The sequence below is a fragment of the Streptomyces pseudovenezuelae genome (assembly GCF_029892565.1).
Taxonomy (GTDB): domain Bacteria; phylum Actinomycetota; class Actinomycetes; order Streptomycetales; family Streptomycetaceae; genus Streptomyces; species Streptomyces pseudovenezuelae_A.
In genome coordinates, this window is sequence record NZ_JARXVH010000014.1 from 24,825 (window position 1) to 40,357 (window position 15,533).

The following is a 15,533-nucleotide window of genomic DNA, read 5'->3' on the forward strand; positions in this document are numbered from 1 at the left end:
TCGCAGAAGCGCGGCAGCGGTTAGAACACCGACTCCGCCTCGTCCATCCGGTCCTTCGGCACCGTCTTCAGTTCGGTCACGGCCTCCGCGAGCGGCACCATCACGACGTCCGTGCCGCGCAGCGCCGTCATGTTGCCGAACTCGCCCCGGTGCGCCGCCTCCACGGCGTGCCAGCCGAAGCGGGTGGCGAGGACGCGGTCGTAGGCCGTGGGGACGCCGCCGCGCTGCACATGGCCGAGGATGACCGGCTTGGCCTCCTTGCCGAGCCGGCGCTCCAGCTCGTACGCCAGGGCCGTGCCGATGCCCTGGAAGCGCTCGTGGCCGAACTGGTCGATGTCGCCCTTGCCGTAGTCCATGGAGCCCTCGGCGGGGTGCGCGCCCTCGGCGACGCAGACCACCGCGAACTTCTTGCCGCGGGCGAAGCGCTCCTCGACCATCTTGACCAGGTCGGCCGGGTCGAAGGGGCGCTCGGGCAGGCAGATGCCGTGGGCGCCGGCCGCCATGCCGGACTCCAGGGCGATCCAGCCGGCGTGCCGGCCCATGACCTCGACGACCATCACGCGCTGGTGGGACTCGGCGGTGGTCTTGAGGCGGTCCATCGCCTCGGTGGCGACGCCGACCGCGGTGTCGAAGCCGAAGGTGCGGTCCGTGGAGGAGATGTCGTTGTCGATCGTCTTCGGGACGCCAACCACCGGCAGACCCGCGTCGTGCAGCATCCGCGCCGCCGTCAGCGTGCCTTCACCGCCGATCGGGATCAGCGCGTCGATGCCGAAGTCGCGCGCGATGTCCGCCACGTTCTCGCAGGCCTCGCGCAGTCGGTCGCGCTCCAGCCGGGAAGAGCCGAGGATCGTGCCGCCGCGGGCGAGGATGCCGCTGACCGCGTCGAGGTCGAGGGTGCGGTAGTGGCCTTCGAGCAGTCCGGCGTAGCCGTCCTCGAAGCCGATGACCTCGTCGCCGTAGTTGTCGACCGCTCGGTGCACGACCGACCGGATCACGGCGTTCAGGCCGGGGCAGTCGCCGCCTGCGGTGAGAACTCCGATGCGCATCGTGCTGTGTCTCCTGCTCGGTGTCGATACCGGTGAGCCGGTCCGATTCTTTCATGCCCGGCAGGACGGTGTCGCTTCTGGTACGTATGACCCGATCGGCCCTATCGGACTGTCATCGGGTGGTCCGGGCCGCCCTCGGGTCCGGCGGGCGCCTTATCCACCGTTACGGGTACCGTCAAGTGGGTCCTGCTCACCTCGGTGGGCGATTTTTGTGCCCCGCCGGATGCCCCGCCAGATACCCCGCCGGATGCCCCACGAAAGACGGAACGGAGAGCACGCGTGACGCGCAGCGTGTACGTGACCGGGATCGACCGCGGCGACGGCCGCCAGGTCGTCGAGCTGGGAGTGATGGAGCTCCTGACCCGGCAGGTCGACCGGGTCGGGGTGTTCCGGCCGCTCGTCCACCACATCCCGGACCGCCTGTTCGAGCTGCTGCGCGCCCGCTACCGGCTGTCCCAGGACCCGGGCACCGTCTACGGCATGGACTACCACGAGGCGTCCGCCCTCCAGGCCGAGCAGGGGACCGACGAGCTGGTGTCGACCCTCGTCGACCGGTTCCACGTCGTCGCCCGCGACTACGACGTCGTCCTCGTCCTCGGCACCGACTTCGCCGACACCCAGCTCCCGGACGAACTCTCCCTCAACGCCCGCCTCGCCAACGAGTTCGGGGCGTCCGTGATCCCCGTGGTGGGCGGCCGCAAGCAGCCCGCCGAGTCCGTGCTCGCCGAGACGCGCAACGCCTACCGCGCCTACGCGGGCCTCGGCTGCGACGTCCTCGCGATGGTGACCAACCGGGTGGCCCGCGAGGACCGGGACGAGATCGCCGAGAGCCTCGCCTCCCGGCTCCCCGTGCCGTGCTACGTCCTGCCCGACGAGCCCGCGCTCGCCGCCCCCACGGTCTCGCAGATCGGCCAGGCCCTCGGCGCCAAGGTGCTGCTCGGCGACGAGTCCGGGCTCGCCCGGGACGTGCTGGACTTCGTCTTCGGCGGCGCGATGCTGCCGAACTTCCTGGGCGCCCTGACCCCGGGCTGTCTGGTCGTCACCCCGGGCGACCGCGCCGACCTGGTCGTCGGCTCGCTGGCCGCGCACAGCGCCGGCACCCCGCCGATCGCCGGCGTCCTGCTGACCCTGAACGAGGTGCCGACCGACGAGGTCCTCACCCTCGCCGGCCGCCTCGCCCCGGGCACCCCGGTCCTCTCGGTGGCCGGCAACAGCTTCACCACGGCCACCGAACTCTTCTCCCTGGAGGGGAAGTTGAACGCGGCCACCCCGAGGAAGGCGGAGACCGCGCTCGGCCTCTTCGAGCGGTACGTCGACAACACCGACCTCACCCGCCGCGTCTCCGCCCCGAGCAGCGACCGCGTCACGCCGATGATGTTCGAGCACAAGCTGCTGGACCAGGCCCGCTCCGACCTGCGCCGGGTGGTCCTGCCGGAGGGCACCGAGCCGCGTGTCCTGCACGCCGCCGAGGTGCTGCTGCGCCGCGGGGTCTGCGACCTCACCCTGCTCGGCCCGCTCGACCAGATCCGCAAGCGCGCCGCCGACCTCGGCATCGACCTGGGCGACACCCAGTTGATCGACCCGGCCACCAGCGAGCTGCGCGACTCCTTCGCCGAGAAGTACGCCCGCTTCCGCGCCCACCGGGGCGTCACCGTCGAGTTGGCGTACGACGTCGTCTCGGACGTGAACTACTTCGGCACGCTGATGGTCCAGGAGGGCTACGCCGACGGCATGGTCTCCGGTTCCGTGCACTCCACCGCCGCGACCATCCGCCCCGCATTCGAGATCATCAAGACCAAGCCGGACGCGGACATCGTCTCGTCCGTCTTCTTCATGTGCCTCGCCGACAAGGTGCTGGTGTACGGCGACTGCGCCGTGAACCCGGACCCGAACGCCGAGCAGCTCGCCGACATCGCCATCCAATCGGCCGCCACCGCCGAGCAGTTCGGGGTGGAGCCGCGGATCGCGATGCTGTCGTACTCGACCGGTACGTCCGGCTCGGGCGCCGACGTCGACAAGGTGCGCGAGGCCACCGAGCTGGTGCGCGAGCGGCGTCCGGACCTGCGGATCGAGGGGCCGATCCAGTACGACGCCGCCGTCGAGCCGACCGTCGCCGCGACCAAGCTGCCGGGCTCCGAAGTCGCGGGCCAGGCCAGCGTGTTGATCTTCCCGGACCTCAACACCGGCAACAACACCTACAAGGCCGTGCAGCGTTCGGCCGGCGCGATCGCCATCGGCCCGGTGATGCAGGGACTGCGCAAGCCGGTCAACGACCTGTCCCGGGGCGCGCTCGTCCAGGACATCGTCAACACGGTCGCCATCACGGCGATCCAGGCCCAGAACCCGAACGAGAAGGCAACCGTCCAGTGAGTCCGTCCCGTGTCCTCGTCCTCAACTCCGGCTCCTCGTCGGTGAAGTACCAGCTGCTCGACATGAGCGACGGCGTCCGGCTGGCCGCGGGGCTCGTCGAGCGGATCGGCGAGGAGAGCGCGCGGCTGAAGCACGCGCACCTCACCAGCGGTGCCGTCCGGGAGTGGACCGGGCCGATCGCCGATCACGAGGCCGCGTTGAAGGCCCTGGCGGAAGAGCTGGACAAGGACGGCTTCGGCCTCGATTCGCCGGAGTTGGTCGCCATCGGGCACCGGGTGGTGCACGGCGGCAAGACCTTCACCGAGCCGACGGTCATCGACGAGGTCGTGCTCGCCGAGATCGAGCGGCTGATCCCGGTCGCGCCGCTGCACAACCCGGCCAACCTCATCGGCATCCGCACCGCGATGGCACTGCGCCCGGACCTCCCCCAGGTCGCCGTCTTCGACACCGCCTTCCACACCACGATGCCGGAGTCGGCCGCGCGCTACGCGATCGACGTACAGGTCGCCGACGAGTACCGCGTCCGGCGCTACGGCTTCCACGGCACCTCGCACGCCTACGTGTCCCGGGCGACGGCGAAGCTGCTCGGGAAGGCGCCCGAGGACGTCAACGTGATCGTGCTGCACCTCGGCAACGGCGCGTCCGCGTCCGCCGTGCGGGGCGGGAAGTGCGTGGACACCTCCATGGGGCTCACGCCTTTGGAGGGACTCGTGATGGGAACCCGCTCCGGGGACATCGATCCGGCCGTCATCTTCCATTTGGCACGTGTTGGCGGAATGTCCATCGATGAAATCGACACTCTTCTCAACAAGAAGAGCGGGCTCGTCGGCCTGTGCGGCGACAACGACATGCGGGAGATACGCCGCCGGATCGACGAGGGCGACGCGAAGGCGCGGCTCGCCTTCGACATCTACATTCACCGCCTCAAGAAGTACATCGGCGCCTATTGCGCCGTGCTCGGTACGGTGGACGCGATCGCGTTCACGGCCGGAGTCGGCGAGAACGCGGCGCCGGTGCGCGAGGCGGCCGTCGCGGGCCTGGAGACCCTGGGCCTGTCGGTGGACGGCGCGCTGAACGCCGTACGCAGTGACCAGCCGCGGCTGATCTCGCCCGAGGACGCACGGGTGAAGGTGGCCGTGGTGCCGACCGACGAAGAACTGGAAATCGCGACGCAGACCTACGCACTGGTGAGACAGAGCGACTGAGCGGTAACCGGCAATTGAGCACGGCCTCGCAATTGAGCACCGCCCCGCCCATTTGTTTCTTCCGCCAGACGGAATATTCCGTAGCGAAACAAACCGATAGGATCGTCCCATGCGCCGTTCGAAAATCGTCTGTACTCTCGGCCCCGCGGTCGACTCCCACGAAATGCTGGTCTCGATGATCGAGGCCGGAATGAACGTGGCCCGGTTCAACTTCAGCCACGGCACCCACGCCGAGCACCAGGGCCGGTACGACCGGGTCCGTGCCGCCGCCAAGGAGACCGGCCGGGCCATCGGGGTCCTCGCCGACCTGCAGGGCCCGAAGATCCGTCTGGAGACCTTCGCCGAGGGCCCGGTGGAGCTGGAGCGCGGCGACGAGTTCGTCATCACGACCGAGGACGTGCCGGGCGACAAGCACATCTGCGGCACGACCTACAAGGGCCTGCCGGGCGACGTCTCGCGCGGCGACCAGATCCTCATCAACGACGGCAACGTCGAGCTGAAGGTCCTCGACGTCGAGGGCCCGCGGGTCAGGACGATCGTCATCGAGGGCGGTGTCGTCTCCGACCACAAGGGCATCAACCTCCCGGGCACGGCCGTGAACGTGCCGGCGCTGTCCGAGAAGGACATCGAGGACCTGCGCTTCGCACTGCGCATGGGCTGCGACATGGTCGCCCTGTCCTTCGTCCGGGACGCCAAGGACGTCGCCGACGTCCACAAGGTCATGGACGAGGAGGGCCACCGCGTCCCCGTCATCGCCAAGGTGGAGAAGCCGCAGGCGGTCGACAACATGGAGGACGTCGTGATGGCGTTCGACGGCGTGATGGTCGCCCGTGGCGACCTGGCCGTCGAGTACCCGCTCGAGAAGGTCCCCATGGTGCAGAAGCGGCTCATCGAGCTGTGCCGCCGCAACGCCAAGCCGGTGATCGTGGCGACCCAGATGATGGAGTCGATGATCACCAACTCCCGCCCCACGCGCGCCGAGGCCTCCGACGTGGCCAACGCGATCCTGGACGGCGCGGACGCGGTCATGCTGTCCGCCGAGTCGAGCGTCGGCGCGTACCCGATCGAGACGGTCAAGACCATGTCGAAGATCGTCGTGGCGGCGGAGCAGGAGCTGATGAGCAAGGGCCTGCAGCCCCTGGTCCCCGGCAAGAAGCCGCGCACGCAGAGCGGTTCGGTCGCGCGTGCCGCGTGCGAGATCGCGGACTTCCTGGGCGGCCGGGGCCTGGTGGCCTTCACCCAGTCCGGCGACACCGCCCGCCGCCTCTCGCGCTACCGCGCCGCGCAGCCGATCATCGCCTTCACCACCGACGAGAACACCCGCAACCAGCTGGCGCTCAGCTGGGGCGTCGAGTCGCACGTCGTGCCGTTCGTGAACAGCACCGACGAGATGGTCGACATGGTCGACCAGGAGATCGCCAAGATCAACCGCTTCAGCCCCGGCGACGTCGTCATCATCACCGCCGGCTCGCCCCCCGGCGTCCCCGGCACCACCAACATGCTCCGCGTCCACCACATCGGCGGCGTCAGCAACTGACGCCCCCGAAAAGGCTCTTGAAGCCCGCTGTACGACGCTGAGGGCGCCCCCTGTGACAGGGGGCGCCCTCAGCGTCTTGTGCGGCTCCCGGACGGGCTTGTGGTGATGCTCAGTCGGTGGTGTAGACGTGCATCCCGGGGATGTGCAGCGTGCCGCCGAACTGCGCGGCCTGGACGACCTTCACGTTGGTGAAGTAGATCAGCGGGATGTTCAGCGGGGGCGGGTTGTCGGGGTCGAACGTGATCGGGATCAGCCCGAACAGGTTCCCCGAGATGCTCTCCGTGTACATCGTGGTGTCGCCGTCGGTGATCGTGGACGTCGAGCCCTTGGAGGCCTGCACGTGGTAGGTCTTGCCGGACTGTTCGTCGTTGACCGTCTGGTGCAGGTCGCCGATGTCGGTGCCGCTGGAGATGACGTACTTCAGCACCTTCTTCTTGGTGCCGTTGGCCGTCTTCACCTCGACGACGCCCTGGTAGTCGGCACCCTTGAGGAGCAGCGAGCTGGCGTTCAGGTACCAGGGGTCGTCCGCCACCGGCACCTTGTTGTCGACGCCGCTCTCGTCGTCCGTGGCGGTCGGGCAGTCGTCCGCGTCCGTGGAGGAGCTCGGCGACGGGCTCGGGCTCGCGGACGAGGTCGCCTCGTCGGCCGCCTCCTTGGCGGCGTCGGTGGTGTCCTTCGCCGCCTTCGACGCCTTGTCGGTGGTGTCCTTCACGGTGTCGTCGACCGTGTCGGTGAGCTTCTTGGTGGTGTCCTTGACGGTGCCCGAGACGTCGGACGAGGTGTCCTTGCTCGCGCTCTCCGACGGGGACGCCGACGGCGACGGGCTGGTGCTCGTGGTGGAGCTGTCGCTCGAACCGCCACCGGTGAGGATGTCCCCGATGGTGTCGCCGATGGTGTCCAGCAGGCCACCGCTGCTCTCGGACGCCGAGGGCGACGGCGTGGCGGTGTCACCGCCGGAGTCGCCGGAACCGCCGCTCTTGGACGGGGACGGCGTGGGCGTCGCCTTGTCGTCGGAACCTGAATCCGACGAAGGGGTCTTGCCCGGGTCCGAGTCCGAACCGGAGTCCGAGGAAGGCGTCTCCGAGGGGCTCGGCGTCGCCGTGCCGGTCGACTCGCTCGCGGACGGCGAGGGCGAACCCGACGCGTCGTCGGAGTCCTCCAGCGCCGCGAGGCAGTCCTTGTACTCGTCCGCGGTCAGGCTCTTGGAGCTCGGCGACGGCGAGGAGCCGTTGCCGTCGGCGAGCGCGAGGCTCGATGTGAACCCCATACCCACGATGACCGCCGTCGGCATGGCCGCCATGGCTATCGCCTTGCCGGCCGGCATGTGGAACCTGGTGAACAGCGGCTTCTTGGGTGCCGCGTGGCGCGGCCCGGTTCTCACACGGGACTCGTCCACATCCGTCCCGTGGGTCACCTCGTCAGCCGGCACTGTGCCTCCCGTTCGCCCCGTTGGCCGGGCTCGTTCCTGACAGATCGTTCGGCTCGCCCACCACGGGCTTGAGGATGGTGGTGTCCGGGTCGTTCCCCTCGGGAGCGCCACCGGTTCCCCGGGGCTCCTCGTACGCCCGCTCATCGGCGGGCGGCGCACCCGGCGCCCACGACACGGCCATCGCGCCGCCGACGAGGGCGAGCAGGAAGCCGATCAGGAAGCCACCGAGGTTGGACACGGGGATGGACACCAGCCCGAGCAGGATCGAGGCGACGCCCGCGAAGGTGCGGACGTGCTTCTGGAACCAGAGGCTGAAGCCCAGGACGACGAGCAGCACACCGATGATCAGGGACCCGGCACCCGCAGTGGTGGCCATCGCCAACGTGAGGTGACCGATCTGCAGATTCGCGTACGGGAAGTACGCGATGGGGACTCCGGCGAGCATGACGAACAGGCCGGCCCAGAACGGCCGGTCGCCCCGCCAGGCGCGGAACTGCAGCCTCCGGCGGCTGAACTGGCCGTCGGACACGGCAGGAGTCTCGGCGCTCATGGAAAACAGCTCCCTGGTGCGGCTTTTCTGTGGTGTGGTGCTGGTGGTGTTGGTGTGGTGGTGGAGAGTTGTACAGGCGGTGAAGAAAGCCCGCGAAGAGTGGACGGGCGGGGGCGCCAGAGGCTCCCCCGCCCGTCAGTGAGTGCTTAGAAGCACTCCTTGACACCCGTCGACACCGACATGTGCAGACCGCTGAGCTTGAAGGTTCCGGCGGTGGTGGCCCACGCCGTCTGCTTCACACCGGTCAGCGAGGCCGAGTCGGCCTGCTGTGCGAATCCGTACGGGTTCGCGGTGTCGCCCTTCTGAATGCCGGGACCCTTGTTGGCGTCCTTGGCCGCGACGCCGATGTCGATGCCCTTGAACGTGGCATCGGCACTGAGGTCGTCGAGGTCGATGTACAGGTTGTCGGCCTCGACCGGCTTGGCCCCGCCGCCCGCCTTCAGGATCAGGCTGACGCTGCCCAGCAGCGGGATGTCCGGGGTGACCACGGACTGGCACAGGTTCTTGATGGTCGCCGACTTGAACGCCGAGACCGCGACCGGGTGTGCCGTCTTCTTGCCGTCGAGGGTGTACCCCGAGTCAATGGCCCCGTACTGCGAGAAGCCGGTGCCTTCCAGCGACTCGGCCGACACCTTGAACTGCTGGCCGGACACGCTGAATGACGCGGCGAGAGCACCCTGGGCAAGGGCGACACCTATCGCGGCCGTAGCGGCGACGCTGGGCACCATGACCACAGCGAACCGCTTCCATCTCGTCCCGCCACGCACCTGGGACTCCATATTTCCTCCTTCTCGGACGTACATCTCCTGGCCCTGACTGCCCCATTGGTCGGCTCAGCCGGGCAGGGATGGGAGAAGTGCTACGTCCTCGGGAAGGGGAGCGCCCGTACTCGGAGGCGCTGAACAGCGCACCGATCACCGGCGATCACCCCCGAGCGACAACCACTGGTCGCGCCTGACACGCATCACGCACAACCCTGCTGGACAGGCTCCACCCGTTGGGCGAAGACCCCCCTGTCCAAGAGCCGGCACCCGGGGCGTCGGCTCTGCTCGGTGGGGACCCAAGGAACTCCCGCGACCCGACCGGCTGTCGGAGTACGGGAATGGACCGAGCGTCGCCGATCGTGGTGCATTCTCGCCGCCCGCACAAGGGGGTTCGTTACTGGCTAGTAACGGCCGGATAACCGAACAACGACCCACAGGTCTCGACCGGCGACGCAGGGTGCCCCAAGGCGTCAGGACAAACCATTTGACACCGGGACAGAATCCGACAGACCGACGCCCAGAACTTACTCGCAGTAACAGCGGCCGCGATTACCAAGTTTTGGTAAAGCGCGGCCGCACTGACGCTCTGTCGGCAAATCTTTCACTCGGGCAACACAAGCACCGGCGTTTAGTGACTGGTCAGAACCGGCCCGGCGACCCGCTCAGAACAGCGCGCGCGCCAACGCCCGCCGCGCCGCCGCCACCCGCGGATCCTCGGCCCCCACGACCTCGAAGAGCTCCAGCAGCCGCAGCCGTACGGTGTCCCGGTCGTCGCCCGCCGTGCGCCGCACGGTGTCGATCAGCCGCCCGAACGCGTCCTCGACGTGCCCGCCCACCAGATCCAGGTCGGCGGCGGCGATCTGCGCCCCGGCGTCGGCCGGCCGCTCCGCGGCGTCCTTGCGCACCTGCTGCGGATCCAGCCCCTGCACCCGCTGGAGCAACTCGGCCTGGACCAGCCCCAGTTTGGCCTCGGGGTTGCCCGGGTCGTCGCTCAGCACGTTCTTGTACGCCTGGATCGCTCCGCCGAAGTCACCCGCGTCCAGGGCCTGTACGGCCGCTTCGAGCAAGGCGTCGTAGGGACCGACCGGGATCTCGGGAGCCGGCTGGACCGCGCCCGGCTCGGCGTCCGGGTCGACCGCCAGACCCGTCAGGCCGAAGCGCTGCTCGGCGACCTCCACCAACTGGTCCAGGGTCTGCCGGATCTGTGCCTCGCCGGCGGCCCCCTGGAAAAGCGGCAGCGCCTGTCCGGCGACCACCGCGAAGACGGCCGGGATGCCCTGGATCCCGAACTGCTGCATCAGCATCTGGTTGGCGTCGACGTCGATCTTGGCGAGTACGAAGCGCCCCGCGTACTCGACGGCGAGCCGCTCCAGGACGGGGCTGAGCTGCTTGCAGGGCTCGCACCACTCGGCCCAGAAGTCGATGACGACGGGCACCTCGGTGGACCGCTGCAGGATGTCGCGCTCGAAGGAGGCCTCGTCGACGTCGATCACCAGGTCGACCGGGGAGACGGCACCGGTGCCGGTGCCCTGCCGGGCGGCTTCGGCGCGCGCCTGCTCCGCCTTCGCCTTGGCCTCCTGGGCCGCCTTCACCGCGGCGAGGTCGACGACTCCGCTCATGGACATGTTCCGTGGCTGCATGCGTCTATCCTCCCCCGTTCCCGCGTGTACGTGAAAAGCCTTGTGAAAGCCGGTCCCGCTACGTGCCGTTCGGCGCCGGGTCCCCACCCCACGCCCGTGGTTTCGCTACGGGTCGTAGCGTAATGGCATGAGGTGCCTGCGGTACACCTCACCCCGGTGATCTCCCTCACGGCTCCACATGAAACGCCGGTTATGGTCAGGGGATGCAGAGCCGCACTCCCGCCCCACGCGCCACAGGACGCCCCCGCAGCGCCGCGGCGGACGCCGCGATCCTCGCGGCCACCCGGGAGGCCCTGGTCGAGCTGGGCTGGTCGAAGCTCACCCTCGGAGACGTGGCCACGCGCGCGGGGGTTGCGAAAACGACCCTCTATCGCCGCTGGGCCGGCAAGAACGAGCTGGTCGTCGACGCGGTCGCGGAACTCTTCGACGAACTGCGCCTCCCCGACCGCGGCACCCTGGCCGCCGACATCGAGGGCGTGGTCCTGCAGTTCGCGGCGATCCTGGCCCGCCCGGAGGCCAAGAGCGGCCTGATGGCGGTGGTAGCGGAGTCGATCCGCGACGACGCCCTGCGCGAGCGCATCCGCGAGTCCATCGTCGACCGGCAGAAACGCCTGGTCCTGGAGGGCCGAGCCCGAGCCCAGGCCCGAGGCGAACTCCCCCCGGAAACAGACCCGCTGGAAGCAACCCGCACGGTAGACCTGATCTTCGACATGGTCGCGGGTGCGGTGGTCCACCGCACCTTGGTCAGCGCGGAGCCCGCGGACGAGGAGTGGGTCCGCAACTTCACGCAGGTCCTACTGACGGGCTTGGCGGGCACGCCGTAGCCCGAGCGGCCGCCGCAGCGGCACAGCCCGCCCAACTCACCTGGCCTGCGGGCAGTCATGCCGCTGCGGCGGCGCCCGCCCCAAAAGAGGCGGCACCCCGTAGCGCCGGGCTGCGCAACCTCCTTGCCCTTCGCCCACGCCAACCGACGCTCAGAACCCAGCAGGCTCCGTGTACACCCCCCACTCGTCCCGCAGCACCCCGCAGATCTCACCCAGCGTCGCCTCAGCCCGCGCGGCGTCCAGCATCGGGCCGATCATGTTCGAGCCGTCCCGCGCGGCCGCCAGCATCGCGTCCAGCGCCGCCCGCACCGTCGCCTCGTCCCGGGCCTCCCGACGGCCGCCCAGCGCGCTCACCTGGTCCCGCTCCACCTCGTGGCTGACCCGCAGGATCTCCAGGTCTCCGGTGACGGACCCGGTGTGGACGTTCACACCGACGACCCGCTTGTCGCCCTTCTCCAGGGACTTCTGGTACTGGAAGGCGGACTCGGCGATCTCGCCGGTGAACCACCCGTCCTCGATCCCGCGCAGGATGCCGGAGGTGACCGGCCCGATGGGGTGCCGTCCGTCCGGGTGCGCCCGCAGCCCGCGCTCCTTGATCTGCTCGAAGATCTTCTCGGCGTCCGCCTCGATCCGGTCCGTCAACTGCTCGACGAACCACGAACCGCCCAGCGGATCCGCCACGTTGGCGACCCCGGTCTCCTCCATGAGCACCTGCTGGGTCCGCAGCGCGATCTCCGCGGCCTGCTCGCTCGGCAGCGCGAGCGTCTCGTCCAGGGCGTTGGTGTGCAGCGAGTTGGTGCCACCGAGCACCGCCGCGAGGGCCTCAACTGCCGTACGCACCACGTTGTTGTACGGCTGCTGGGCGGTCAGCGAGACACCGGCGGTCTGCGTGTGGAAGCGCAGCCACTGCGCCTTGTCGGTCTTCGCGCCGTACACGTCCCGCATCCACCGCGCCCAGATGCGGCGCGCGGCACGGAACTTGGCGATCTCCTCGAAGAAGTCGAGGTGCGCGTCGAAGAAGAAGGACAGACCGGGCGCGAACACGTCCACGTCCATCCCGCGGCTGAGCCCCAGCTCCACGTACCCGAACCCGTCCGCCAGCGTGTACGCCAGCTCCTGCGCGGCCGTCGCCCCGGCCTCGCGGATGTGGTATCCGGAGACGGACAGCGGCTTGTAGGCGGGGATGCCGGTCGCGCAGTACTCCATCAGGTCGCCGATCAGCCGCAGATGGGGCTCGGGCTGGAAGAGCCACTCCTTCTGCGCGATGTACTCCTTGAAGATGTCGGTCTGCAGCGTGCCGTTGAGCACGCGCGGGTCGACACCCTGCCGCTCGGCTGCGACGAGGTACATGCAGAAGACCGGGACGGCCGGCCCGCTGATGGTCATGGACGTCGTCACATCGCCGAGCGGGATGTCCTTGAACAGGACCTCCATGTCGGCGGCCGAGTCGATGGCGACCCCGCAGTGCCCGACCTCGCCGAGCGCGCGCGGGTCGTCGGAGTCGCGCCCCATGAGCGTGGGCATGTCGAACGCCACGGACAGACCCCCGCCGCCGTTGGCGAGGATCATCTTGTACCGCTCGTTGGTCTGCTCGGCGTTCCCGAACCCGGCGAACTGCCGGATGGTCCACGTCCGCCCCCGGTAGCCGGTCGGGTGCAGCCCGCGCGTGAAGGGGTACTCCCCCGGCCAGCCGATCCGCTCGAATCCCTCGTACGCGTCACCGGCCCGGGGCCCGTACACAGGCTCCACGGAGTCCCCGGAGAGCGTCGTGAAATCGGCCTCACGCGTGCGTGCGGCGTCGTACCGGGCCTGCCAGCGTCGGCGGCCCTCTTCGATGGCGTCAGCGTCCATACCCTCGAATTTACTAGGACGTCCAAGTAAATGTCGATGGCCGACCGCCGTACGCATGTCGCACGGCGGTGTGAGTTACGCCTTGACGGGCGCTGGCGCGGGCTCGGCGATCTTGCCCTCAAGCTCGTGGCTGATCTTGCGCTCCACGAAGAAGGCGGCCGTCGGGATGGTCCCGGCGAGCAGGACCCACAGCTGCTTGCCGACCGGCCACTTGGCCTTGGAGCCCAGGTCGAAGGCGAAGACCAGGTAGACCACGTAGAGCCAGCCGTGCGCGATGGCGACGACGCGGGTGAAGTCCGCGGCCCCGTCGACGTCCAGGCCGTACTTGGCGATCATGCTCAGGCACAGCAGGACCAGCAGCACACCGGTGACGTAGGCCATGACGCGGTAGCGGGTCAGCACGCTCTTTTTCATGGCTACGAGCGTAACCACCCGTTTCGCGCGATCTTCCGGCGCCCCTGTGCCGCGAGACGTACCGGGCGGGCGTCCGGCTACGCCTCGTCGAAGTCGCTCGCCGCCACCCGCAGCGGGCGCAGCATCGCGAAGATCTCCGCGCACTCCTCGGCGTCGTAGGCACCGAGGCCGAAGTCCATCGCCATAAGGTCGCGGGTGGCCGACTCGACCACTTCGCGCCCCTTGTCGGTGATGGTGGCGAGCGTGCCGCGCCCGTCGTTGGGGTTGGGGCGCTTGTCGACCAGGCCCGAGCGGACCAGGCGGTCGACGGTGTTGGTCACGGAGGTGGGGTGCACCATCAGGCGCTCACCGATCTTCGACATCGGCAGCTCGCCGGCCTTGGAGAAGGTGAGCAGCACCAGCGCCTCGTACCGCGCGAACGTCAGTCCGTAGGGCTTGACCACCGCGTCGACCTCGGCGAGCAGGATCTGCTGGGCTCGCATGATCGAGGTGATGGCGACCATCGAGGGCACGTTTCCCCAGCGCTGCTTCCAGAGTTCGTCGGCGCGGGCGATGGGGTCGAAGGGAAGGCTGAGCGGCTTCGGCACGGCAACGACCTTACCGGCCGGTCATATTGTGGTCAGCCCCGTCTCGCCTTTCGGTCGGATGCGTACCACCTCCCTCGCCAGCAGGGCGCAGCACACCGCGCCGAGCAGCCCGGCGCCGGCCACGGTCGCCCGCACTCCGGCGAACTCCGCGACCACCCCGGCGAGCGCCATCCCCACTCCCTGGATCGTCATCAGCCCGGCGGTGAGCAGGGTCATCGCGCGCCCCCGCAGCTCGTCGGGCACGGCCCGCACGAACCACTGGTCAAGACCCAGCGTGTACGCCGATCCCGCACCCGAGACCAGCAGGAGAAGGAGGGAGACCGCGAGGCCCGGGCGGAACAGATAACCGGCGTACGGCAGCAGCGTGCAGCAGACCAGCGGGACGGTGATGCGCTCGCGGGCGGCCGGGCGCAGCCGGGAGCCGGCGTACAGCTCGCCGGCGATGGTGCCGACCGGCAGCGCGCACATGAGCAGGCCGAGGCCGACGGATCCGGCCGTCAGTTCGGCGGCGTAGGGCGCGGCCAGCGCCTCCGGGGCGACCGAGAACATCGGCGGGATCCAGAAGAGGAGGAGCAGGGCGCGGACGCGGCGGTCGGCGAGCACCTGCCGGGCGCCCTTGAGGCCGTCCCGCACCAGGGCGTTCCCGACGCCCGCCCGGGCGGGCCTGCGCCGGGTGCCGAAGCGGAGCAGGAGCGCGGAGGCGCAGAAGGTGCCGACCGTGATGAGCAGCGCGTGGCGCGGTGATACGACGATCAGGAGCAGGCCGCCGAGGCCGTAGCCGACGAGCAGCGCGCTCTGCGAGACGATCCGCAGCAGCGAGCGCCCGAGCACGAACAGGTCGCCGTCGCCGAGGATGTCGGCCAGCGTCGCCATCCTGGTGCCCTGGAACACCGGCGAGACGACGGCCACGCAGCAGCGCAGCGCGAGCAGGACGCCGATGTGCGCGCCGGGCAGCACCATCGGCGCGACGCACACCGCGCACACCAGGTCGCACACCACCAGCACCCGCCGGGCCGGGAAGCGGTCGGCGACGCCCGCGAGCAGGGTCCCGCCGACGACGTACGGCAGGAAGCCGAGTGCGAAGGCGAGGGCGCTGAGCAGGGGGGAGCCGGTGAGGTCGTAGACGAGGACGGAGAGCGAGATCTCGCTGACGACGACGCCGAGCAGGGAGAGGGCGTGCGCGGCGAAGACGGCGCGGAACTCGGGGACGGCGAAGACACGGGCGTATCCCGTGGGGGCCGGTGGTGCGGACACGGTCGTGGTGCCCGCGGACTGGTCTGGCATGGGCAGCAGCGTGCTCGGCCGGGGCGAGGCAT

Annotated in this window: 13 protein-coding genes; 4 read left to right on the top strand and 9 right to left on the bottom strand. The window is 69.6% G+C overall.

The window, feature by feature from the left end; translation table 11 throughout:
* Window positions 1–20: 20 nt before the first annotated feature.
* Window positions 21–1,046: an ATP-dependent 6-phosphofructokinase gene (locus tag M2283_RS35620; protein ID WP_280880617.1), complete on the bottom strand. Its 1,026-nt coding sequence runs from the start codon at window positions 1,044–1,046 to the stop codon at window positions 21–23.
* A gap of 279 nt (window positions 1,047–1,325) precedes the next feature.
* Here M2283_RS35620 and pta point away from each other — a divergent pair, with 279 nt between their 5' ends.
* From pta to pyk, 3 genes are all read left to right on the top strand, one after another.
* A complete protein-coding gene (gene pta / locus M2283_RS35625; RefSeq protein ID WP_280880618.1) occupies window positions 1,326–3,416 on the top strand; it encodes a phosphate acetyltransferase in 2,091 nt (696 codons plus the stop codon).
* The gene (locus tag M2283_RS35630; protein ID WP_280880619.1) at window positions 3,413–4,621 is read left to right on the top strand and encodes an acetate kinase; all 1,209 of its coding nucleotides are present in this window, start codon (window positions 3,413–3,415) and stop codon (window positions 4,619–4,621) included. The genes pta and M2283_RS35630 overlap by 4 nt, the downstream gene beginning before the upstream one ends.
* Window positions 4,622–4,730: 109 nt before the next feature.
* Window positions 4,731–6,158: a pyruvate kinase gene (gene pyk / locus M2283_RS35635; RefSeq protein WP_280880620.1), complete on the top strand. Its 1,428-nt coding sequence runs from the start codon at window positions 4,731–4,733 to the stop codon at window positions 6,156–6,158.
* Window positions 6,159–6,267: 109 nt separating this feature from the next.
* On the opposite strand, the gene M2283_RS35640 is transcribed toward pyk, so the two are convergent.
* The 4 genes from M2283_RS35640 to M2283_RS35655 all read right to left on the bottom strand — a co-directional run bounded on the left by M2283_RS35640 (window position 6,268) and on the right by M2283_RS35655 (window position 10,541).
* Entirely contained in the window at window positions 6,268–7,587 is a 1,320-nt protein-coding gene (locus M2283_RS35640; protein ID WP_280880621.1) for a hypothetical protein, read from the bottom strand.
* Entirely contained in the window at window positions 7,577–8,137 is a 561-nt protein-coding gene (locus tag M2283_RS35645; protein WP_280880622.1) for a DUF6114 domain-containing protein, read from the bottom strand. The genes M2283_RS35640 and M2283_RS35645 overlap by 11 nt, the downstream gene beginning before the upstream one ends.
* A 146-nt stretch (window positions 8,138–8,283) precedes the next feature.
* Window positions 8,284–8,916 (bottom strand): DUF6230 family protein, encoded by a 633-nt coding sequence (locus M2283_RS35650; protein ID WP_280880623.1) that lies wholly within the window; start codon window positions 8,914–8,916, stop codon window positions 8,284–8,286.
* Window positions 8,917–9,563: 647 nt separating this feature from the next.
* Complete coding sequence (locus M2283_RS35655) at window positions 9,564–10,541, bottom strand: tetratricopeptide repeat protein (RefSeq protein WP_280880624.1); 978 nt, start codon at window positions 10,539–10,541, stop codon at window positions 9,564–9,566.
* 203 nt (window positions 10,542–10,744) lie between these two features.
* Between M2283_RS35655 and M2283_RS35660 the strand changes: the two genes are divergently transcribed.
* Window positions 10,745–11,365 carry a TetR/AcrR family transcriptional regulator gene (locus M2283_RS35660; protein WP_280880625.1) on the top strand — a complete coding sequence of 207 codons (621 nt, stop codon included), beginning with the start codon at window positions 10,745–10,747 and terminating at the stop codon, window positions 11,363–11,365.
* Window positions 11,366–11,515: 150 nt separating this feature from the next.
* On the opposite strand, the gene M2283_RS35665 is transcribed toward M2283_RS35660, so the two are convergent.
* The 4 genes from M2283_RS35665 to M2283_RS35680 form a co-directional block, all read right to left on the bottom strand.
* Complete coding sequence (locus M2283_RS35665; RefSeq protein ID WP_280880626.1) at window positions 11,516–13,216, bottom strand: acyl-CoA mutase large subunit family protein; 1,701 nt, start codon at window positions 13,214–13,216, stop codon at window positions 11,516–11,518.
* A 75-nt stretch (window positions 13,217–13,291) separates the two neighbouring features.
* Window positions 13,292–13,630, bottom strand: coding sequence for a DUF3817 domain-containing protein (locus tag M2283_RS35670; protein WP_280880627.1), 339 nt, complete (start codon window positions 13,628–13,630; stop codon window positions 13,292–13,294).
* A 77-nt stretch (window positions 13,631–13,707) separates the two neighbouring features.
* Window positions 13,708–14,217, bottom strand: coding sequence for a MarR family winged helix-turn-helix transcriptional regulator (locus tag M2283_RS35675; RefSeq protein ID WP_280880628.1), 510 nt, complete (start codon window positions 14,215–14,217; stop codon window positions 13,708–13,710).
* 21 nt (window positions 14,218–14,238) lie between these two features.
* Window positions 14,239–15,501: an MFS transporter gene (locus tag M2283_RS35680; protein ID WP_280880629.1), complete on the bottom strand. Its 1,263-nt coding sequence runs from the start codon at window positions 15,499–15,501 to the stop codon at window positions 14,239–14,241.
* Window positions 15,502–15,533 lie beyond the last annotated feature (32 nt).